Source organism: Streptomyces sp. NBC_00370, from assembly GCF_036084755.1.
Taxonomy (GTDB): domain Bacteria; phylum Actinomycetota; class Actinomycetes; order Streptomycetales; family Streptomycetaceae; genus Streptomyces.
This window is the reverse complement of the sequence record NZ_CP107968.1, coordinates 6,629,596-6,648,994: the sequence shown is the minus strand read 5'-3', so window position 1 is coordinate 6,648,994 and position 19,399 is coordinate 6,629,596. Positions and strand designations below refer to the sequence as shown.

The window sequence follows — 19,399 nt, the reverse complement described above, 5'->3', positions numbered from 1 at the left end:
CGGAGGGACCGTACGGACCCGGCGACCGGTCGTTCAGGAGGTCGCGGGGGCCCCGGTGACCGCGAGGACCCACTGGTCCAGCTCCGGACGCCAGTAGCGGGCCACGTTCAACCGGGTCGGCTTCGGCTCGCCGGGCAGCTGGAACCTGAGCGAGCTCCAGAGCGCGTTGCGGTCCACGCCGCTGACCAGCCGCGCCGCCTCGTCGCGCGGTATCGCCACCACCAGCTCCTTGGGACGCGAGCTCATCCGGCCGGCCTTGTGGAACACCACGGCCTGCTCGGTCACGGTGACGAAGTAGTACTTCACGAAGAGCTGGGCTATCAGGCCGAAAGCGTTCGTCAGCCACGGGCTGGGGCCTGTGATGGTGTGGATCGTGGCGATCGGGCGGTCGCCCGGGTTGATCTGCGCTATCGCCTGCGCGACCTGTTCTTGCATCGTAGACTTCCGGATGGCCATGTGTGCCCCGTTCCTTGGTGGTTGAGCGGCTTGAATTGTTCGGTCAGCGCCGCAGCGTACCGCTCGGTGCGGTACCGGCACGGCCCGGGTCCACGCGGTGCGCGGGCTGTCGGGCGGCGCGGGTAGCATCGGACGTGTGCGACGGTGCCGGGCACCGTCGCCGGCCGATTCGGAGCGGCCGCCGGGTGCACCCCCCTGGCAAGCCGCTCCACCACCCCCGTGTTGTGCCCCCACCCCCGGCACCGGCCCTTCCGCCGGGACGATTCCCGGCGGGTCCGTCGTCGACGATGAGGAGCACCCACGTATGACCAGCCGTCCGGCCACTGTGGTGGAAGCGGTCGACATCGATGTCGTCCGACAGGGAAATCTGCTGCTGGACTCGGTCTCGATGACCGTGCGCAGCGGCGAGCACTGGGCACTGCTGGGCGCCAACGGCGCGGGCAAGAGCACCCTGCTGGGAATGCTCGGGGCGGTGACGCACCCGACCCGTGGCACGGTCGAGGTGCTGGGCGAGCGGCTCGGCCGGGTCGATCTGCGCGATCTGCGGACGCTGCTCGGCCATGTCAACCCGCGCCATCCGCTGCGCTCGCCGCTGCGGGTCCACGATGTCGTGCTGACCGGTCTGACGAACTCCGTCGAGCCGGTGCCCCGCTGGGTCCCGGAGCCGGCCGAGCGGGCGCGGGCGACGCGGCTGCTGGCCATGCTGGGGATGGCGGGCAAGGAGGACGCGCGCTGGCCGACGCTCTCGCAGGGCGAGCGTGGGCGCACCCTCATCGCCCGCGCGCTGATGCCCCGGCCCCGGCTGTTGCTGCTGGACGAGCCGGCGACCGGCCTGGATCTCGCGGCCCGTGAGCAGTTGCTGACCAGTCTGGACACCCTGCGGCTGGAACACCCGGAGCTGGCGACGGTGCTGGTCACCCACCATCTGGAGGAGCTGCCCGGCTCCACGACGCACGCGATGCTGCTGCGTGCCGGGCAGTGTGTCGCCTCCGGCCCCGCCGACGAGGTGCTGACCACGGACCGGGTGAGCAAGTGCTTCGACCATCCGGTGCGGATCGCCCGTACGGACGGGCGGTGGACGGCGCGGGCCGAACGGGCTGTGCCCGCGGGCCGGATCAGTCCCCCGGAGTCTCCTCCGGAGTGAACTCGGTGCCCTGGTGGAAGTAGAGCAGCCAGTCGTGCCCGGTCAGCCGCCACAGGGAACTGCGGTGTGCGCGGCGCCCGTTGACGTTCGCGTCGAAGGTCACCAGGACGACACCGGGGCTGAGTTCGACCGCCTTCATCCGGGACACGGTGGGCGGGGCCGCCGCCGAGCCCCTGGCTCTGAGTTCGGTGATCAGCGTCTCCCGGTTCCAGGCCCTGCCGGACGAACCGAACGACCTGAAGTCGGGGTGGAGCAGTTCGCCGAGCCGGGTGGGGGACGTGAAGACCGCCGGGTCGAGGAAGCGCAGTTCGGACTCGATGACGGCGGAGGCGGCGGCGGTGGAGGCAGGGGTGGTGGAGGCAGGGGTGGATGCGGGGGTGGATGCGGGGTCAGCCACGGGTCAGCTCCACCAGCTTGGCGACGGTGTTCCAGTTGCGGCTGGTCGCGACGAGGCCCTTGAACAGGGCGGGCCTGGCGAGCGCTTCGGCGAGCTTGGAGCGGCCGACGCCGTTCGGGGCGTACAGGTACAGCGCCCGGTCGCCGAGCCGGAACTCCTCGGGGAGGAAGGCGGCCTGGTCGAGCGAGGCGACCCGGTCGGGGCCCACGGGGGCGGAGAAGTACGTGACGTGCAGCTGTTTCCCCTCCAGTTCAGCGGCGGGGAAGGGGCACGCGTCGGCGACGGCGCGCAGATAGCCGCCGCTGCGCACGAGGCAGTCGACGGCGAAGCCGAACCGGGTCTCGACGGCGGACTCCAGCTCGGCGCGCAGGGCCTCCTCGTCGTCCGATTCGCTGGTGAAGACGGCGTTGCCGCTCTGCAGATGCGTGACGACATCGCTGTGCCCCAGCTCCGCGACGAGGTCGCGGAGGTCGGGCATCGGCACTCTTCGGTGCCCGCTCACATTGATACCGCGCAACAGCGCCGCGTACGTCGTGGTCATGGGGCCCACGATAGGACGGGCGCAGCGCCCGGAGGGCCAGGCACGAGCGATCGGACGCGGGGCGGCCGACGGCGGGCCGGCCGGCCGCCGGTAAGGCGGCGGGCCGCCCCGCGTCAGGTCACTCGACTATCTTCAGCAGTTTGTTGGCGGTGCCTTCCGTCGCGTCGGTGATGGCGTCCGGGGTGGCGCCGTCGGTGAGCGCGGTCGCCACCTCGGCCGGTGTCGCTTCCGGGTGGTCGGCGAGATAGAGGGCCGCGGCGCCCGTGACGTGCGGCGTCGCCATGGAGGTGCCGGACATGGTGGTCGTGGCGTCGTCACCGGTGTTGTAGTCGGAGACGATGTTGCCGCCCGGGGCGTAGATGTCCACGAGCGGACCGAAGTTGGAGAAGTACGACTGCTGGTCGTTCTGGTCGGACGAGGCGACGGTGATGGCCTCGGGCACCCGGGCGGGCGAGCTGACGTCGGCGTCCTGCGTGTCGTTGCCCGCGGCGACGGCGAAGGTCACCCCGGAGGCGATGGCGCCCTGGACGGAGGCGTCGATGGCGGGGTCGGCGCCGCCGCCGAGGCTCATGTTGGCGACGGACGGGCCCTGGTGGTTCTGGGCGACCCAGTCGACGCCCGCGACGACCTGTTCCGTGGTGCCGTAGCCGGTGTCGTCGAGGACGCGCACGGCGACGATGTTCGCCTTCTTGGCGACGCCGAACTGGGCGCCGGCGATGGTGCCCGCCACATGCGTGCCGTGGCCGTAGCCGTCGTCGGCGATGTTGTCGCCGTCGATGGCGTCGTAGCCGTAGGACGCGCGCCCTTCGAAGTCCTGATGGGTGATCCGGACGCCCGTGTCGATGACGTAGGCCGTGACGCCCGCGCCCGCCGTGTCCGGGTAGGTGTAGGCGTTGTCACCGGTGGTCGCCGTCTGGTCGACCCGGTCGAGGCCCCAGGACGGCGGTACTTCCTGGGTGTCGGTGACATGGAACGTCTTGTTCTGGACGACCTTGGCGACGGCCGGGTCGGCTGCGAGCCGCTTGGCCTCGGTCGCGGTGAGCCCGCTCGCCGAGAAGCCGTCGACCGCGGTGGTGTAGTTGCGCCGCAGCTGACCGCCGTACTCCTTGGCGAGATCCTTCTTGTCGGCCTTGTGGTCCAGCGTGACGATGTAGCTGCCGGAGATCGCGTCCGGGGCGCCGGCCCCGTACACGACGCCTTCGGAGGTCGCCGCACCCGCCTGTGGGGAGGTGAGTGCGGTGAGCCCGGCCGCCGCCGCCACAGCGGTGACGGCTGCGGCGAGTCTGATCCGGTTGGCCGGCTTGCCCGTGGTCCTGGGGGTCATGAAGGTCATGAAGAGGGGACTCCTCGTCATCAAGTGGGGGGATGCCCGCCGGCCGGGAGGACTCCGGCGAACTGACAGGAAACCCTGGCCGATTGACGCGCTCAGATCAAGACCTCACCAGGGACAATTCCCGTCGCGGACCGGCGGATTCCCGCTGGATGTAAGGGACTTGCAGCGGTCCTGTGAGGGACGGGTCAGGCCGGGCCGGGGCGGGGAGAACACCACGTCCCCGGGAGCGGGTGGTGCGGGTGCGAGACTCTGCGGAGTTCGTACGAGGACCGGAAGCAAGTGGGCGAGTGATGGACGAAGCACAGGCGCGGCACATCCTGACGGCGACAGGGCTGCCGGAGGGCGCGGAGCTGCTGGCGTTGGGCGAGAACGCCGTCTTCGCGGCCGGTGAACTGGTCGTCAAGGTCGGCAGGGACGCGAAGTGGGACCCGGGGCTGCTGGACCGGGCCGAGCGGGAGGTCGCGCTCGCCTCCTGGCTCGCCGGGCACGGCGTCCCCGCCGTACGGGCCGCCGAGCCGCACGCGCGGTCGGTGGAAGGTCATCCGGTGACGCTCTGGCACCGGCTGGCCGATGCCGTACGCCCTGCCGAGGCCGCCGATCTGGCCTCGCTGCTCCGGCTCGTGCACGCCCTGCCCGCCCCTGCCGCCTTCACGCTCCCCCGCAGGGAACTGCTCGGCGGCGTCGAGCGGTGGCTGCGGATCGCCGGCGAAGCGATCGACCCGGCGGACGCCGACTACTTGCGGGAGCGCAGGGACGGCTTCGCCGCCGCCGCCGCGGCGCTGACGCCCCAGCTGCCCCCCGGGCCGATCCACGGCGACGCCCTGCCCCGCAACGTCCACATCGGCCCGGACGGGCCCGTACTGGTCGACCTGGAGACGTTCTCCTCGGATCTGCGCGAACACGACCTCGTCGTCATGGCGCTGTCCAGGGACCGGTACGCGCTGCCCGCCGAGCAGTACGACGCGTTCACCTCCGGCTACGGCTGGGACGTGCGCGACTGGGACGGCTGCGCCGTCCTGCGCGGCGCCCGGGAGACGGCCAGCTGCGCCTGGGTGGCGCAGCACGCGCCGACCAACCCGAAGGCGCTCGCCGAATTCCGCCGCCGGGTCGCCTCGCTGCGCGACGACGACCCCGAGGTCCGCTGGTACCCGTTCTGACCGGACGGCGGGACGGCGGGACGGGAACGAGCGGCTGACGCGGGTTCAGGGCCGGGTCGGCACCGGCTCGCGCAGCGGCCAGTCCGCGTCCACCACCGCGTCCGCGTTGCCCTTCTTGCGCAGGAACTGCTGGAAGTCCTTCGCCCACTCCGCGTACCAGGCGATCTGACGCTCGTGCAGCTCGGCCGTGCTGAGCGCGGCGACCACCCCGTGCCGCCCCGCTATCGCCGTCGCCACCCGGACGGCCGCCAGCGCGTCGGACCGGGCGTCGTGCGCGGTGTCCAGCACCACCCCGTACTCCCCGCAGACCGCCTCCAGCGTCCGCTTGCCGCGCCGGTAGCGGTCGACGGCGCGGTCGATCGTGTACGGATCGATCACCGGCCCGACCGGGCCCAGCGGCGGCAGCCCGTGCCGGCGCAACTCGGCGGCGAGCAGGGTCAGATCGAACGACGCGTTGTACGCGACGACCGGCACCCCGCGGGCCCAGTAACCGGCGAGGAGCTGACCGATCTCGCCGGCCACCTCCGCCGCCGGACGCCCCTCCGCCGCGGCCCGCTCGCTGCTGATGCCGTGCACCGCCGACGCCTGGGCGGGAATGCTGATGCCCGGATCGGCCAGCCACGTCCGCTCGCTGATCACCTCGCCGCCCCGCACCTCGACGACGGCGGCCGTCACGATGCGCGCCTCCAGCGGCTCGGTGCCGGTCGTCTCCAGATCGAAACCGACCAGCGGCTCCCCGTGCCAAGTCATCCCGGACCTCCCTGACGTGCATGCCTCATGGTGCGGTGCTGCGTTCCCCGTTGATGGCCAACCCTGCCACGCGCCACTGACAACACCGGGTCAGGAGACCGGCCGGGAGTCCGTCCAGATCGATTCGAACTCCTCGCGGTACGTCTGGAAGAGGCCGTGCTCGGTGTCCTTGTCCGTCCGTACGACCTCACGCCGGCCGCCGCGCAGCACCAGCACGGGCGCCTCCATGCCACGGGCCTTGCGCAGGTACGACTGGACGACGGCGAGCCCGCCGGGGCCGTCGCCGTCGACCAGATAGGCCGTGAAGCGCGGGGTCTCGTCGAAGACATGGATCTCGAAGGCGCCCGGGTCGCGCAGACTGGCGCGCACCCGGCGCATATGAAGGATGTTCATCTCCACCGACCGGCTCAGCTCACCCTTCTTCAGACCCAGCTCCCGCTCGCGCCGTTTGACCGCGCTGCTCGCCGGGTTGAGGAAGAGCAGCCGTATCCGGCAACCCGATTCGGCCAGCCTGATCAGCCGGCGGCCCGAGAAGTTCTGCACGAGAAGGTTCAGGCCTATCCCGATGGCGTCGACCCGGCGCGCGCCGCCGAACAGGTCCTCCGCCGGGATCTGACGCTGGAGCCTGACCCGGTCGGGATGGACGGAGACCACGTCCGCGTACCGGTCACCGACCAGGTCCTCCACGGCGTCGACGGGCAGCCGGTCGACCGACGGCACCCCGCTGCCGCCGCCGAGGATCTCCAGCAGCCGGGCGGACGCCCGCTCGGCCTGGGCGAGGACGGTCACGGAGAGCGCGCGGTTGCGCGAGACGACGTTGCGCGCGACCTCCAGCTCGTCGAGCGCCAGCTCCACGTCGCGGCGGTCGTCGAAGTACGGCTCGAAGCACGGCCAGTGCTGGACCATCAGCTCCCGGAGCTGAGGGAGGGTGAGGAAGCTCAGGACGTTGTCGTCGGCCGGGTCGAGGAGATAGCCCTTGCGCCGGGAGACCTCCCGGACGGCGACGGCCCGCTGGACCCACTCCTGCCCGGCGGGGCCCGCCGCGGCGACGACCCACTCCTCGCCGTGCACCGGTTCGTAGATGGGGCGCAGTACGGCGGCCACAACGGCGCGCAGGCGCTGTTCGACGAGATTCAGCCAGATGTAGGCGCGCCCGGCCCGTTGCGCGCGCGTCCGGACCTCGGTCCAGGCCTCCGCGCCCCAGTCCAGTTCCGCCCCGATCTCCATCGGTTGCGCGAGGGAGACCGCTCCGGGCGGGATGTCGCCGGACTCCCCCTCGTGACCTGCGTCACCGGGGGGTAGTTCCAGCCCTCCCGAGCTCACCCGCGCACCGCCTTCCCTCCCCTTCAACGATCAAGGAAGGGTACTCCGCGGACGGTACGCGTGGCAGCCGGATGCACAGCTCCTTTCCCAACTCCCCCAATCGGAAAGGTGGTTCCCTGTGGCGAGATCGACCGGAGTGAGATGGTTCATAGTGATTACGCCCGGTGCGCCACCGGGCACGCCCCCCGGGTGACCGCCCCCGCGGTGCCCCCGAGCGCGGGTCCGTTGAACGGGCGACGGCGCGTAGCGTGAGGTTGACTTCGCCAGAATCTCCCCGGTTCTTCGGCAGAATCTCCCGGGTTCCTAGGTGGTTTCGCTTCTTTCGGGGAAGATCTGACGCAAGTGACCCGCAGCACCCGGATCAGAAATGGAAGAGTCTTATCTATGCAGGTCTGGCCGGGACAGACATATCCCCTGGGCGCCACGTACGACGGCGCCGGCACCAACTTCGCGGTCTACTCAGAGGCCGCCGACCGGATCGAGTTGTGCCTGCTGCACGACGACGGTTCAGAAACGGCGGTGGAACTGCGCGAGACCGACGCCTTCGTTCGCCATGCCTATCTGCCCGGCATCATGCCGGGCCAGCGGTACGGCTTCCGGGTGCACGGCCCGTACGCGCCGGAGCACGGCCACCGCTGCAACTCGGCGAAGCTGCTCCTCGACCCCTACGCCCGTGCGATCAGCGGCTCCGTCGAGTGGGGTGAGTCGGTCTACGGCTACCACTTCGGCAAGCCGGACTCGCGCAACGACATGGACTCCGCCCCGCACACGATGTCGTCCGTCGTCGTCAATCCGTACTTCGACTGGGGCGACGACCGGCTGCCGCGGACCGAGTACCACAAGACGGTGCTGTACGAGGCCCATGTCAAGGGCCTGACCATGCTCCACCCGGAGCTGCCCGAGGAACTGCGCGGCACGTACGCCGGTCTCGCGCACCCCGCGGTGATCGAACACCTCACCGAGCTGGGGGTGACGGCGCTGGAGCTGATGCCGGTCCACCAGTTCGTCAACGACCACCGGCTGGTGGACGCGGGCCTCGCCAACTACTGGGGCTACAACACCATCGGCTTCTTCGCGCCGCACAACACGTACGCCTCGTGGGGCGACCGCGGCGAGCAGGTGCTGGAGTTCAAGCAGGCGGTCAAGGCGCTGCACCAGGCGGGTATCGAGGTCATCCTCGACGTGGTCTACAACCACACCGCCGAGGGCAACCACCTCGGCCCGACGCTGTCCTTCCGCGGCCTGGACAACGCGCAGTACTACCGGCTCAGCGAGGACGCCCGTTACTACACGGACACCACCGGCACCGGTAACTCGCTGCTGATGCGCAGTCCGCACGTACTGCAGCTGATCATGGACTCGCTGCGGTACTGGGTGACGGAGATGCATGTCGACGGCTTCCGCTTCGACCTCGCCGCCACCCTGGCCCGCCAGTTCCACGAGGTGGACCGGCTGTCGTCGTTCTTCGACCTGGTCCAGCAGGACCCGGTGGTCAGCCAGGTGAAGCTGATCGCCGAGCCGTGGGACGTCGGCGAGGGCGGCTACCAGGTGGGCAACTTCCCGCCGCTGTGGACCGAGTGGAACGGCAAGTACCGCGACACGGTCCGCGACCTGTGGCGCGGTGAGCCGCGCACTCTGGCCGAGTTCGCCGGGCGGCTCACCGGCTCGTCCGACCTGTACCAGGACGACGGGCGCCGGCCGCTGGCCTCCATCAACTTCACCACCTGCCACGACGGCTTCACACTCAACGACCTGGTCTCGTACAACGACAAGCACAACGAGGCCAACGGCGAGGGCAACAGGGACGGGGAGAGCCACAACCGCTCGTGGAACTGCGGCGCGGAGGGCGAGACCGACGACCCCGAGATCGTGGAGCTGCGCAAGCGTCAGATGCGTAACTTCATCGCGACGCTGATGCTGTCGCAGGGTGTGCCGATGCTCAGCCACGGCGACGAGTTCTCCCGTACCCAGGGCGGCAACAACAACGCGTACTGCCAGGACAACGAGGTGTCCTGGGTCCGCTGGCCCGAGCCGGGCGCCAAGGCGGGCAGCGCGGCCGAGGACGACATGCTGGCGTTCACCCGCTCCATGGTGTGGCTGCGCCGCGACCACCCGGTGTTCCGGCGGCGCAGGTTCTTCCACGGGCGCCCGGTGGAGGGCACCCACGACGAGCTGTCGGACATCTCCTGGTTCACCCCCGAGGGTGAGGAGATGACGCAGCAGGACTGGCAGGCCGCGCACGCCAAGGCGATGACGGTCTTCCTCAACGGGCACGCCATCTCGGAGCCGGGGCCGCGCGGCGAGCGGATCTCGGACGACTCGTTCCTGCTGATGTTCAACGCGAGCAGCGAGGAGCTGGAGTTCGTGGTGCCCGTCAACCACGGTCTGCAGTGGCAGGTCGTGGTGGACACCGCCCATCCCGAGGACGTACCGCCGGGGGCGGGTCCGAAGGTCGACGGCGGCGCGCACGTCACCATGATCGGCCGGAGCATGACGGTGCTGATGCGCCCCGCATGACCCGCCGTCCGGCAGCCGGTCCGTCCGTCCAGCACCGGCGGCGCGAAACGCGTTTGCCGCGCCGCGCCGCCGGTGCTGGAGTGGCCGCATGGAACACAGTGCGGTACTGACCGCTTTCGACCGGCAGATGCGACAGGACGCGACGGCCGAGGGCCCGGGAGTGCGGGTCGAGCGGACCGGCGGGGTGGTACGGCAGGCCGGCGCCGCGCACGACTGGAACGGTGTCCTCTGGTCGGACCCAGCCCTGGACGGCGCCGCGGCCGACGCGGCGATCGTCGCGCAGATCGAGCGGTTCGCCCCCCTCGGTTACGAGTTCGAGTGGAAGCTCTACGGCCACGACCGGCCCGCCGATCTCGCCGAGCGGCTGCTGGCCGCCGGTTTCGTGCCTGAGGACACCGAGACGGTGCTGGTCGCCGAGGTCGGGAAGCTGTCCACCCGGGCCACGCTCCCGGCGGGCGTACGGCTGCGTCCGGTGACCGACGCCGCCGGGATGGAGCTGCTGTCCGGCGTCCATGAGCAGGCGTTCGGCATGACGGGCACCGCCTACCGGGAGCGGCTGCTGACGCAGCTCGCCGAAGCCCCCGAGACCGTGTCGGCGGTCGTCGCGACGGCCGGTGACACCCCGGTGAGCGCGGCCCGGATGGAGCTGCCCCCGGGCAAGGAGTTCGCCGGGCTGTGGGGCGGTGGCACCCTGGAGGCCTGGCGGGGCAAAGGGATCTACCGGGCCCTGGTCGCCCACCGGGCGGAGATCGCCGCCGCGCGCGGTTACCGTTATCTCCAGGTCGATGCCCTGGAGACCAGCCGCCCGATCCTGGAACGGCTGGGCTTCACCGCCCTGACCACGACCACGCCGTACGTGTACAAGCCGGTACAGACACCCTGACAGCGCCCTGCCCGTCCGCCCGTCCGCATGAGTCAATGACACACGAAGCCCGAAGCGGGGTACGAACGTCCGTATGACGCCCACCGCGACCTACCGGCTCCAGCTCCAGCCGGACTTCACCTTCCGGGCCGCCGAGAAGGTGGTGCCGTACCTCGCAGCGCTCGGGGTCTCGCACCTCCATCTGTCCCCCGTGCTCGAAGCCGTCCCCGGCTCGACGCACGGCTACGACGTCGTCGACCACTCCCGGGTACGGGACGAGCTGGGCGGCGAGGACGGGCTGCGGCAGCTGGCCCGCCGGGCCCGCGAGTACGGCCTCGGCCTCGTCCTCGACATCGTCCCCAACCACATGGCGGCGGCGCCGTCCCACAACAAGGCGCTGTGGGAGGTGCTGCGCGAGGGCGCGGACTCCCCGTACGCCGGCTGGTTCGACATCGACAGGTCGACGGGTGACGGGAAGATGCTGCTGCCCGTGCTGCCGGGGCCGCTCGGCGGTGAACTCGCCGCCATGCGGGTCGAGGACGGCGTCCTGCACCACGGCGAGCAGCGGTTCCCGCTCGCGCCCGGTACCGAGGAGCTGGCGCTGCCCGAGCTGCTGGACGCGCAGCACTACCGGCTGTGCTGGTGGCGGCTGGCCCGCACGGAGCTGAACTACCGCCGGTTCTTCACCATCTCGGAGCTGATCGGGCTGCGCGTCGAGGACCCCGAGGTCTTCGAGGCGACCCACGCCAAGATCCTGGAGCTGGTGCGGGACGGTGTGGTCGAAGGGCTGCGCATCGACCATCCGGACGGGCTCGCCGACCCCGAGCAGTATCTGCGCCGGCTGGGCGAGGCCACCGGCGGCGCCTGCTGGACCGTGGTCGAGAAGATCCTCACCGGTGACGAGGTGCTGCCCGCCACCTGGCCGGTGGCCGGCACGACCGGCTACGACGCGCTGCGCAAGATCGACGGCCTGTTCACCGACCCGGTCGGCGCCGCCGCGCTGGAGCACCGGTACCGGGAGGTGGCGGCGCCCGCGCCCGACCGGGGCGGCCACTGGGAGCCGACGGTGCGCCGCGCCGCGTACAAGGTGGTCGTCCATGAACTGGCCGCCGAGACCGAGGTGCTGGTGCGGGCCGCCGAGCGGATCTGCGCCGCCGACCCGGCCCTGCGCGACCACGCGCCCTGGGCGCTGCGCACCGCCGTTCGCGAGCTGCTGGTACGGGTCCCCGTCTACCGCCCGTACGTGACGGCGACGGGCCCCGGCGGGCCGCTCACCGAGGCGTCGGCCGCCACGATCCCGGCGCAGGCCGTGCGCGAGGCGAAGGCGGCCTTCGTGGTGGAGCAGGAGGCGGCGGCCGTCGACGTGGTGCGCGACCTGGCCCTCGGCAGGCTCGGTACCGGACCCGACCATGTGACGTTCTGCGCGCGGTTCGCCCAGACCGCCTCGGCGCTGCGCGCCAAGTCCGTCGAGGACACGGCGTTCTACCGGTTCGTGCCGCTGATCTCGGCCAACGAGGTGGGCGGCGACCCGGGTACGCCCGCCGTCAGCCCGGCGGAGTTCCACGCGTACTGCGGCAGGCTCGCGCGCGACTGGCCCGCCACCGGTACGGTCCTGACGACCCATGACACCAAGCGGAGCGCGGACGTACGGGCCGGGATCGCGGTGCTGTCGCAGTGCCCGAAGTGGTGGGACGACCTGCTGGAGCAGGTGTCAGGGGTACCGGCGCCCGATCCGCAGGTGGCCTGGCAGGCCTGGCAGACGGCGGTCGGCTTCACCCCGGCCGGCGACTCCGTGGACGTCGACGCGTCGCTGGCCGGCGCGCCGGACGGCAGCCGGATGGGGCCCGCGCTGCTGAAGTCCGTACGGGAGTCGGGGCTGCGCACGAGCTGGACCGAGGGTGACCCGGGCTACGAGCAGGCGGTCACCGATTTCGTCGACGCGGGCCCGGCGGGCGCCGCGCGCCGCACGGTCGCGCACTTCACCCGCGCGCTGTCCCCGTACGTGCGGGCAGGGGCGCTGGGCGCCGCGCTGGTGCAGCTGACGATGCCGGGCGTGCCCGACCTCTACCAGGGCACCGAGCGGGAGTACTTCGCGCTGGTCGACCCGGACAACCGGGCCAGGTTCCGGCCGGGACCGCCGGACGAGAAGACGGTGGTGACGACGGCGGCGCTGAAGGTGCGCAGGGAACGCCCGGACGCGTTCGGCGAGTCGGGCACGTACACCCCGCTGGAGGCCTCGGGCCCGGCCGCCGCGCACTGTCTGGCGTTCAGCAGGTCGGGCGAGGTGGTCACGGCCGTGACCAGGCTGCCGCTGCGGCTGGCGGAGACGGGCGGCTGGACGGGCACGGAGCTGGTCCTGCCGGCCGGCCGGTGGGTCGATCTGCTCTCCCCCGAGCGGGAGTTCGAGGGCGGCCCCGACCACCCGGTGCCGCTGGCCGAGCTGTTGGCCGAGCGCCCGGTGGCACTGCTCGCGGTGGCGGCTTCCTGATGGCCGGCCGGCGGAGCAAGGACCAGCGCAGGCAGGACGACGAGACGCTCGAACAGTGGCTGCGCCGCCGGGTCGCGGAGGGGACCGGGATCCCGATCGATCCGCGGATGACGCTCGACCTGTACGACCGCATGGTGGCGCTGGAAGCACGGGTGGCCGAGCTCGAGGCGCGGCTCCCCGACGACCGGCCGGGCGACTCCTAGCCAGGGCGGTGCAGGAGGTCGACGAAGGCGGCTGCGGCGCCGGTGAGTTCCACCCGGGAGAACGCGGTGACCGGGCGGCGCCACTCCGGGTCGACCTGGAGGATCACGCAGTCCTCCCCCACCGCGCCCCGCACCACGTGCGAGGGCGCGGTGGCGATACCGACACCGGCAGCCGCCATCCGTACCGCCGTGGACGAGTGCTCGGTCCAGACGGCGGTGCGCGGGGCGAAACCGGCCTTACCGCAGGCCCAGTCGAGGAATCTGCGGCCCTCGACCACCGGTTCCATCGCGCACCGCACCCAGGTGCGGTCGGACAGCTCGGCCAGGGCCACCGTCGTGCGGCCCGCGAGCCGGTCGTCGAAGGGCACGACCAGCACGATCTCCTCGATCCCGACGTGGACGACCGGGCCCTGCCAGTCGCGGGGCGGCGGTCCCACCGCCAGGTCGGCGATACCGCGCTCGACCCGTTCCTCCAGCGCCTCGGACGTCGCGTACTCGTGCAGGAACAGCGCGACCCGCGGACGGAGCCTGCGCCAGCGGGCGAAGACCTCGGGCAGGATCCCGACGGCCACGCCGTGCATCGCGGCGACATGCAGCTCACCGCCCTCGGCGCCGGCGGCGGCCCGCGCGGCGCGCTGGGCCTGCGCCGCGCTGCGTACGGCCAGTTCGGCGTGGGGCAGGAAGGCGCGGCCCATCGGGGTGAGCCGGACACCGCGCGGCAGCCGCTCCAGGAGCGGGCCGCCGACGGTCCGCTCCAGGGCCTTGATCTGGTGCGAGAGCGCGGGCTGGGTGACATGGAGCAGCTCGGCGGCCCGGGTGAAGGACGACTCCTCGACGACGGTCAGGAAGTACTCCATCTGTCGCAGACTCATGGCCGCCGCCTCCCGCGCTTTCCGCGCCTCCCGCGCCGAGCCATAAACACCCTGCATCGGCTCCACAAGATTATTGCCTTGGACGCATGACCAGGAAGGGGCCGAGGCTGGCCGCATGACTACCGATGTGATCGTGATCGGCGGCGGCACCGGCGGGTACTCCACCGCGTTGCGCGCCGCGGCGCTGGGCCTCGACGTCGTCCTGGCGGAGCGGGACAAGATCGGCGGCACCTGTCTGCACCGCGGCTGCGTCCCCAGCAAGGCGATGCTGCACGCGGCGGAACTGGTCGACGGGATCGCCGAGGCCCGGGAGCGGTGGGGGGTGAGGTCGACGCTCGACTCGGTGGACTGGCCGGCGCTCGTCGCCACCCGGGTCGACATCGTCGCCCGTAACCACCGGGGCGTGGAGAGCCATCTCGCCCACGCGGGGGTACGGGTGGTGCGGGGCAGCGCCCGGCTGACCGGGCCGCGCGGTGTGTACGTCGAGGGGGCCGGGGAGCTGACGGCGCGCCGGGGGATCGTGCTGGCGACCGGATCGAGACCGCGCACGCTGCCGGGGCTCACCCCCGACGGCCGGACGGTCGTCACCAGCGACGACGCGCTCTTCGCGCCGGGGCTGCCCGCTTCGGTCCTGGTGCTGGGCGGCGGTGCGATCGGGGTGGAGTACGCCTCGTTCCATCGCTCCATGGGCGCGGCCGTGACGCTCGTGGAGGCCGCCGACCGGCTCGTACCGCTGGAGGACGCGGACGTGAGCCGGCACCTGACACGCGGTCTGAAGAAGCGCGGCATCCGGGTGCTGACGGGCGCCCGGCTGGACGACGCGTCGGTGGCGGCCGGGTCGGTACGGGCCGTGGTGCGCGCGGCGCGCGGGGAGAGCCGTACGGTCGAGGCGGAGCGGCTGCTGGTCGCCGTCGGGCGCGCACCGGTCACCGAAGGACTCGACCTGGCGGCGGCCGGGCTCACCACCGACGAGCGCGGCCATGTCGTCCCGGCGGACTGGACGCGGCTGGAGACGGCCGTGCCCGGCATCCACGTGGTCGGCGATCTGCTGCCGCCCCCGTCCCTGGGCCTGGCCCACGCGTCGTTCGCCGAGGGCCTGTTGGTCGCGGAGACCCTGGCGGGGGTCGCCTCGCAGCCGGTCGACTACGCGACGGTGCCGAGGGTGACGTACTCCAGCCCGCAGACGGCGGCGGTCGGACTGACCGAGGAGGAGGCCCGCAACCGGGGCCACGAGGTGCGGGTGAACACGATGCCGCTGACCGCGGTCGCCAAGGGCATGGTGCACGGCCGGGGCGGCGTGGTGAAGGTCGTGGCCGAACGGGACGGCCGGGTCCTCGGGGTACATCTGGTCGGCCCGCACGTCTCGGAGATGATCGCCGAGAGCCAGCTGATCGTCGGCTGGGACGCCGAACCGTCCGACGTGGCCCGCCACATCCACCCGCACCCGACACTGTCGGAGGCGGTCGGGGAAACGTTCCTGACCCTGGCTGGCCGCGGCCTGCACCAGCAGTGACCGGGCCGGACAGGGCCTAGTCGGTCGCGATACGGAAGCTCATCTGCCCGAAGCTCACCATGTCGCCGTCGCGCACCACGGCCGTCGCCGTCACCCGGCGGCCGTTGACGACGGTCCCGTTGGTGGAGCTGAGGTCACGGAGGATCCACTGGTCGCCGCGCATGACCAGCTCGGCGTGGAGCCTGGACACGGTGTCGTCGCTCAGCCGCAGCCCGTTGACCGGGTCGCGGCCGATCCGCAGCGGGTAGGGGCTCGGCTGCGGCAGCAGCAGCTTCGGCAGCCGCTCCACCTGCCAGGCCCTGCGCAGCCGCTGCGAGAAGGCGGAGACCCGCCCCACGGCCCCGAACAACCGCCGGGACCAGGCCCCTTCGGTCTCCAGGTCGGCGGTGAGTATCTTCAGCTCGTCCGCCCTGCGCGCGGCGAGCACGAGATCCATCCGGCGCAGAAAGGTGTCGTGCGACAGCCTCCCCTGCGCCGCCCCTTCCCTGAGCAACGCCAGCACCCGGTCCCGCTCGGCGTCGGAGAGCCGCGCGGGATACGTGGGGGACTCGAAGGAAGACGTCACACCGTGATTGTCGGGCCGCCGACACCGAGGTGTCCAGACGCCCCGGTTCATGACCGCCTCGAAATACGCGAGCCGGCCTCGGCACCGGCCGCCCGGTGAGCCGGTTACCTGAACTTTCAACGGGCTATCAATATGACCTGGGACTGATCCCACTACCGGATGCCGGGCCCGTGAGCGTCGTATTGGGGGAACGTCTTGCCAATTCGGGGTGATGACGGGGCTCCCGGCGGTCTGGCTTGCCACCATGTGGGAACGGTGTGTGGTGAAGCCGATGACAGAAAAAGGGGGACCGTCCGTGCAGTTCGAGGTGTGGGCACCGAAGGCGCAGGACCAGGTCGTACTGCGTCTTGAGGACGCCGACCGGCCGATGGAGCGCGATCCGGAGCGGGAGGGCTGGTGGCTGGCGCAGGCGCCGGCGACCGACGGGAGCCGGTACGGCTTCGCGCTGGACGGCGGTCTGGTGCTTCCCGACCCGCGCTCGCGCCGCCAGCCGGACGGGCCCGACGGTACGAGCGCCGTCGTCGACCAGGCCGCGTACGCGTGGCAGGTCGAGTGGGCGGGGCGGCCGCTGCCCGGCGCCGTGCTGTACGAGCTGCACATCGGCACGTTCACCCGTGAGGGCACCCTGGACGCGGCGGCCGAACAGCTCGCGCCGCTGGCCGAACTGGGCATCACGCATGTCGAGTTGATGCCGCTCTGCCCGTTCCCCGGCTCGCACGGCTGGGGGTACGAGGGAGTGTCGCTGTGGGCGGTGCACGAGCCGTACGGCGGCCCCGAGGCGCTGAAGCGCTTTGTCGACACGGCGCACGGCCTGGGCATCGGCGTGGTGCTGGACGTCGTACACAACCACCTCGGTCCGGCCGGCAACTACCTGCCCCAGTTCGGCCCGTACTTCACCGACACGCACCACACCCCGTGGGGCGCCGCGGTCAACCTGGACGCGCCGGGCTCCGACGAGGTGCGGGCCTATCTGCTGGAGAGCGCCCTGGCCTGGCTGCGGGACTACCGGCTCGACGGGCTGCGGCTCGACGCCGTGCACGCCCTCGCCGACGGCCGCGCGCTGACCTTCCTCGAAGAGCTGTCCACGGCGGTCGACGCGCTCGCGGCCGGCGTCGGACGGCCGCTGTTCCTCATCGCCGAGTCGGACCTGGCCGACCCGCGCACCACGACCCCGCGCACCGAGGGCGGCCTCGGGCTGCACGCGCAGTGGAACGACGACTTCCACCACGCCCTGCACACCGCCCTGACCGGCGAATCCCAGGGCTACTACGCCGACTTCGCCCGCGCACCGCTCGCCGCCGTCGCCAAGACGCTGAGCCGGGCGTTCTTCCACGACGGTACGTACTCGACGTTCCGCGGCAGAGTCCACGGCCGGCCGGTGGACCGTACGAGAACCCCCGCGCACCGCTTCCTCGGCTACGCCCAGACCCATGACCAGATCGGCAACCGCGCGCTGGGCGACCGGCTCTCCGCCACCCTCTCCCCCGGGCTGCTCGCCTGCGCCGCCGTGCTCGTCCTGACGGGCCCGCACACCCCGATGCTGTTCATGGGCGAGGAGTGGGGCGCCGCCACCCCCTGGCAGTTCTTCACCGACCACCCCGACCCGGTGCTCGCCGAGGCCGTACGCACCGGCAGGCGCAGGGAGTTCGCCGCGCACGGCTGGGCGGAGGAGGACATCCCCGACCCGCAGGACCCCGCCACCCGCGAGCGGTCCTGTCTGGACCGTACGGAGATCGAGAAGGAGCCGCACGCCCGGCTGCTGGCCTGGCACCGTGAGCTGATCGCCCTGCGGCACGGCCAGCCGGACCTCGCCGACCCCGACCTGGCCACGGTGAAGGTGGCTTTCGACGAGGCGGCGCGCTGGCTGGCGTACCGCAGGGGCGATCTGCGGATCGCGGTGAACCTGTCCGACCGGAGCGCCGAGATCCCGCTGGGCGGCGGCGGCCGGGTGCTGGCCGCCTGGGAGCCGGTACGGGCGCCGGGCGCCGACGGGGTGCTGCGGCTGCCGCCGGAGTCCTGCGTGGTCCTGACCGACAGCTGACCGCGCGCCGCCCCGGTCAGTGCACGATCGCCATCTCGCGCGGGGTGTTGTTGAGGCGGCGGCCACCGGTCTCGGTGACCGTCACGATGTCCTCGATCCGGACCCCGAACCGGCCGGGCAGATAGACGCCGGGCTCGACCGAGAAGCACATGCCCGGCACCATGGGCTGCTCCTCCCCCTCGATCATGTACGGCGGCTCGTGCGTGGTGATGCCGATGCCGTGTCCTGTGCGGTGGATGAAGTACTCGCCGTAGCCGGCGGCTTCGATCACCGCGCGGGCCGCGCGGTCGACCTCCTGGCAGGCGACGCCCGGCCTGACGGCCTCGAAGCCGGCCTGCTGCGCCTCGCGCACGAGGGTGTGCACGCGCCGCTCCTCGTCGGTCGGCTCGCCGACGTGGACGGTGCGGGTGGTGTCGGACCCGTAGCCGTGCTTCAGCCCGCCGAAGTCCAGGACGACCATGTCGCCGTCGGTGATGACCCGGTCGCCCGCGTCGTGGTGCGGGTCGGCGGCGCCGGGGCCCGAGCCCACGACGGTGAAGTCGACCTGCGAGTGGCCGAAGCGCAGCAGCAGCGCCGCGAGGTCGGCGGCGATGTCCGTCTCCTTGCGCCCGGCGAAGGGGACCTTCAGGATCTCGCCGTACGCGGCGTCGGCCGCGGCGCCCGCCGCCGCGGCCCTCGCCAGCTCACGCGCGTCCTTCACCGCGCGCAGCATCGGCAGCGCCTCGGTCAGCGCGGTGTACGAGACGCCGGGCAGCGCCGCGCGCAGGCGCAGCAGGTGCAGGGCCCAGGCGTTGTCGCTGATGCCGAAGCGGCCCGCCGGGTCGAGCAGCGGCGCCGTCGCGGCGTACGGGTCCTGCGCGTCGGTCCAGTCCCGCAGGGTGAGCGCGGGCGCGCCGGGCGCCCTGGCCGCGTCCGGCGCCTCCAGCGCGGGCACCACCAGGACCGGATCGCCGTCGGCGGGCACGACGAGCATGGTCATCCGCTCGGTGGTCAGTGACGCGTGGTACCCGGTGAGATACGTCAGGTCGGGGCCCGGCGCGACCAGCACACCGGCCAGCCCTGCCTCGGCGGCCGAGCGGGCCGTACGGGCCATCCGGTCGCGGTAGTCGTCGGCGGTGAACGGCGCGGGTGCGGCCTCTGCGGCGGTGTCGCGCGCGGGCTCTGGTGTGGTCGGCATGGGGTCATCGTGCCTGGTGGGACGGCCCGGACGAAAGGGTTCACGCCGAGCGGGGAGGCT

At 72.1% G+C, this 19,399-nt stretch carries 17 protein-coding genes; 8 read left to right on the top strand and 9 right to left on the bottom strand.

Going from position 1 to position 19,399, the window contains the following annotated elements; all coding sequences use genetic code 11:
• Nucleotides 1-33: 33 nt before the first annotated feature.
• Nucleotides 34-435: a hypothetical protein gene (locus OHS57_RS29710; protein ID WP_328583863.1), complete on the bottom strand. Its 402-nt coding sequence runs from the start codon at nucleotides 433-435 to the stop codon at nucleotides 34-36.
• A 325-nt stretch (nucleotides 436-760) separates the two neighbouring features.
• Here OHS57_RS29710 and OHS57_RS29705 point away from each other — a divergent pair, with 325 nt between their 5' ends.
• The gene (locus tag OHS57_RS29705) at nucleotides 761-1,600 is read left to right on the top strand and encodes an ABC transporter ATP-binding protein (RefSeq protein WP_328583862.1); all 840 of its coding nucleotides are present in this window, start codon (nucleotides 761-763) and stop codon (nucleotides 1,598-1,600) included.
• On the opposite strand, the gene OHS57_RS29700 is transcribed toward OHS57_RS29705, so the two are convergent.
• The 3 genes from OHS57_RS29700 to OHS57_RS29690 all read right to left on the bottom strand — a co-directional run bounded on the left by OHS57_RS29700 (nucleotide 1,572) and on the right by OHS57_RS29690 (nucleotide 3,862).
• Entirely contained in the window at nucleotides 1,572-1,997 is a 426-nt protein-coding gene (locus OHS57_RS29700; RefSeq protein WP_328583861.1) for a nuclear transport factor 2 family protein, read from the bottom strand. The genes OHS57_RS29705 and OHS57_RS29700 overlap by 29 nt on opposite strands.
• Nucleotides 1,990-2,538, bottom strand: coding sequence for a DUF1697 domain-containing protein (locus OHS57_RS29695; protein ID WP_328583860.1), 549 nt, complete (start codon nucleotides 2,536-2,538; stop codon nucleotides 1,990-1,992). Before OHS57_RS29695 ends, OHS57_RS29700 begins: the two co-directional genes overlap by 8 nt.
• Nucleotides 2,539-2,656: 118 nt before the next feature.
• On the bottom strand, nucleotides 2,657-3,862 hold the full coding sequence (locus tag OHS57_RS29690) for a S8 family peptidase (protein WP_328585199.1): 1,206 nt from the start codon (nucleotides 3,860-3,862) through the stop codon (nucleotides 2,657-2,659).
• A 299-nt stretch (nucleotides 3,863-4,161) separates the two neighbouring features.
• On the opposite strand from OHS57_RS29690, the gene OHS57_RS29685 reads away from it, so the two are divergent.
• On the top strand, nucleotides 4,162-5,028 hold the full coding sequence (locus OHS57_RS29685) for a phosphotransferase enzyme family protein (RefSeq protein ID WP_041992130.1): 867 nt from the start codon (nucleotides 4,162-4,164) through the stop codon (nucleotides 5,026-5,028).
• Between the two features lie 45 nt (nucleotides 5,029-5,073).
• On the opposite strand, the gene OHS57_RS29680 is transcribed toward OHS57_RS29685, so the two are convergent.
• Together OHS57_RS29680 and OHS57_RS29675 are read right to left on the bottom strand one after the other, a co-directional pair.
• Nucleotides 5,074-5,778: a 3'-5' exonuclease gene (locus tag OHS57_RS29680; RefSeq protein ID WP_041992128.1), complete on the bottom strand. Its 705-nt coding sequence runs from the start codon at nucleotides 5,776-5,778 to the stop codon at nucleotides 5,074-5,076.
• Nucleotides 5,779-5,868: 90 nt separating this feature from the next.
• Nucleotides 5,869-7,101, bottom strand: a complete 1,233-nt coding sequence (locus OHS57_RS29675; protein ID WP_078863750.1) for an SAV2148 family HEPN domain-containing protein — start codon at nucleotides 7,099-7,101, stop codon at nucleotides 5,869-5,871.
• A gap of 384 nt (nucleotides 7,102-7,485) precedes the next feature.
• On the opposite strand from OHS57_RS29675, the gene glgX reads away from it, so the two are divergent.
• The 4 genes from glgX to OHS57_RS29655 all read left to right on the top strand — a co-directional run bounded on the left by glgX (nucleotide 7,486) and on the right by OHS57_RS29655 (nucleotide 13,171).
• Nucleotides 7,486-9,618 carry a glycogen debranching protein GlgX gene (gene glgX / locus OHS57_RS29670; protein ID WP_041992123.1) on the top strand — a complete coding sequence of 711 codons (2,133 nt, stop codon included), beginning with the start codon at nucleotides 7,486-7,488 and terminating at the stop codon, nucleotides 9,616-9,618.
• Nucleotides 9,619-9,706: 88 nt separating this feature from the next.
• Nucleotides 9,707-10,501 (top strand): GNAT family N-acetyltransferase, encoded by a 795-nt coding sequence (locus OHS57_RS29665; protein WP_041992120.1) that lies wholly within the window; start codon nucleotides 9,707-9,709, stop codon nucleotides 10,499-10,501.
• A 73-nt stretch (nucleotides 10,502-10,574) separates the two neighbouring features.
• Nucleotides 10,575-12,968: a malto-oligosyltrehalose synthase gene (treY, locus tag OHS57_RS29660; RefSeq protein WP_328583859.1), complete on the top strand. Its 2,394-nt coding sequence runs from the start codon at nucleotides 10,575-10,577 to the stop codon at nucleotides 12,966-12,968.
• Complete coding sequence (locus OHS57_RS29655; protein WP_328583858.1) at nucleotides 12,968-13,171, top strand: hypothetical protein; 204 nt, start codon at nucleotides 12,968-12,970, stop codon at nucleotides 13,169-13,171. The genes treY and OHS57_RS29655 overlap by 1 nt, the downstream gene beginning before the upstream one ends.
• On the opposite strand, the gene OHS57_RS29650 is transcribed toward OHS57_RS29655, so the two are convergent.
• Nucleotides 13,168-14,043, bottom strand: coding sequence for a LysR family transcriptional regulator (locus OHS57_RS29650; RefSeq protein ID WP_041992112.1), 876 nt, complete (start codon nucleotides 14,041-14,043; stop codon nucleotides 13,168-13,170). The genes OHS57_RS29655 and OHS57_RS29650 overlap by 4 nt on opposite strands.
• A 115-nt stretch (nucleotides 14,044-14,158) precedes the next feature.
• Between OHS57_RS29650 and lpdA the strand changes: the two genes are divergently transcribed.
• Nucleotides 14,159-15,556, top strand: coding sequence for a dihydrolipoyl dehydrogenase (gene lpdA / locus OHS57_RS29645; protein WP_328583857.1), 1,398 nt, complete (start codon nucleotides 14,159-14,161; stop codon nucleotides 15,554-15,556).
• Nucleotides 15,557-15,572: 16 nt separating this feature from the next.
• Here the strand turns inward: lpdA and OHS57_RS29640 are convergent, their stop codons facing one another.
• The gene (locus OHS57_RS29640) at nucleotides 15,573-16,121 is read right to left on the bottom strand and encodes a DUF1707 and FHA domain-containing protein (protein WP_041992108.1); all 549 of its coding nucleotides are present in this window, start codon (nucleotides 16,119-16,121) and stop codon (nucleotides 15,573-15,575) included.
• A gap of 295 nt (nucleotides 16,122-16,416) precedes the next feature.
• Between OHS57_RS29640 and treZ the strand changes: the two genes are divergently transcribed.
• On the top strand, nucleotides 16,417-18,162 hold the full coding sequence (treZ, locus tag OHS57_RS29635) for a malto-oligosyltrehalose trehalohydrolase (RefSeq protein WP_328585198.1): 1,746 nt from the start codon (nucleotides 16,417-16,419) through the stop codon (nucleotides 18,160-18,162).
• Between the two features lie 16 nt (nucleotides 18,163-18,178).
• Here treZ and OHS57_RS29630 read toward each other — a convergent pair whose 3' ends face one another.
• Nucleotides 18,179-19,339 (bottom strand): aminopeptidase P family protein, encoded by a 1,161-nt coding sequence (locus tag OHS57_RS29630; RefSeq protein ID WP_328583856.1) that lies wholly within the window; start codon nucleotides 19,337-19,339, stop codon nucleotides 18,179-18,181.
• Nucleotides 19,340-19,399 lie beyond the last annotated feature (60 nt).

Bases quoted from the DNA above. Each gene is read 5' to 3' on its own strand.
- OHS57_RS29690 (WP_328585199.1), bottom strand. From the start codon at position 3,862: ATGACCCCCAGGACCACGGGCAAGCCGGCCAACCGGATCAGACTCGCC.
- OHS57_RS29630 (WP_328583856.1), bottom strand. From the start codon at position 19,339: ATGCCGACCACACCAGAGCCCGCGCGCGACACCGCCGCAGAGGCCGCA.
- OHS57_RS29680 (WP_041992128.1), bottom strand. From the start codon at position 5,778: ATGACTTGGCACGGGGAGCCGCTGGTCGGTTTCGATCTGGAGACGACC.
- OHS57_RS29655 (WP_328583858.1), top strand. From the start codon at position 12,968: ATGGCCGGCCGGCGGAGCAAGGACCAGCGCAGGCAGGACGACGAGACG.
- OHS57_RS29705 (WP_328583862.1), top strand. From the start codon at position 761: ATGACCAGCCGTCCGGCCACTGTGGTGGAAGCGGTCGACATCGATGTC.
- OHS57_RS29695 (WP_328583860.1), bottom strand. From the start codon at position 2,538: ATGACCACGACGTACGCGGCGCTGTTGCGCGGTATCAATGTGAGCGGG.
- lpdA (WP_328583857.1), top strand. From the start codon at position 14,159: ATGACTACCGATGTGATCGTGATCGGCGGCGGCACCGGCGGGTACTCC.
- OHS57_RS29665 (WP_041992120.1), top strand. From the start codon at position 9,707: ATGGAACACAGTGCGGTACTGACCGCTTTCGACCGGCAGATGCGACAG.
- OHS57_RS29650 (WP_041992112.1), bottom strand. From the start codon at position 14,043: ATGAGTCTGCGACAGATGGAGTACTTCCTGACCGTCGTCGAGGAGTCG.
- treY (WP_328583859.1), top strand. From the start codon at position 10,575: ATGACGCCCACCGCGACCTACCGGCTCCAGCTCCAGCCGGACTTCACC.
- OHS57_RS29710 (WP_328583863.1), bottom strand. From the start codon at position 435: ATGCAAGAACAGGTCGCGCAGGCGATAGCGCAGATCAACCCGGGCGAC.
- OHS57_RS29685 (WP_041992130.1), top strand. From the start codon at position 4,162: ATGGACGAAGCACAGGCGCGGCACATCCTGACGGCGACAGGGCTGCCG.
- glgX (WP_041992123.1), top strand. From the start codon at position 7,486: ATGCAGGTCTGGCCGGGACAGACATATCCCCTGGGCGCCACGTACGAC.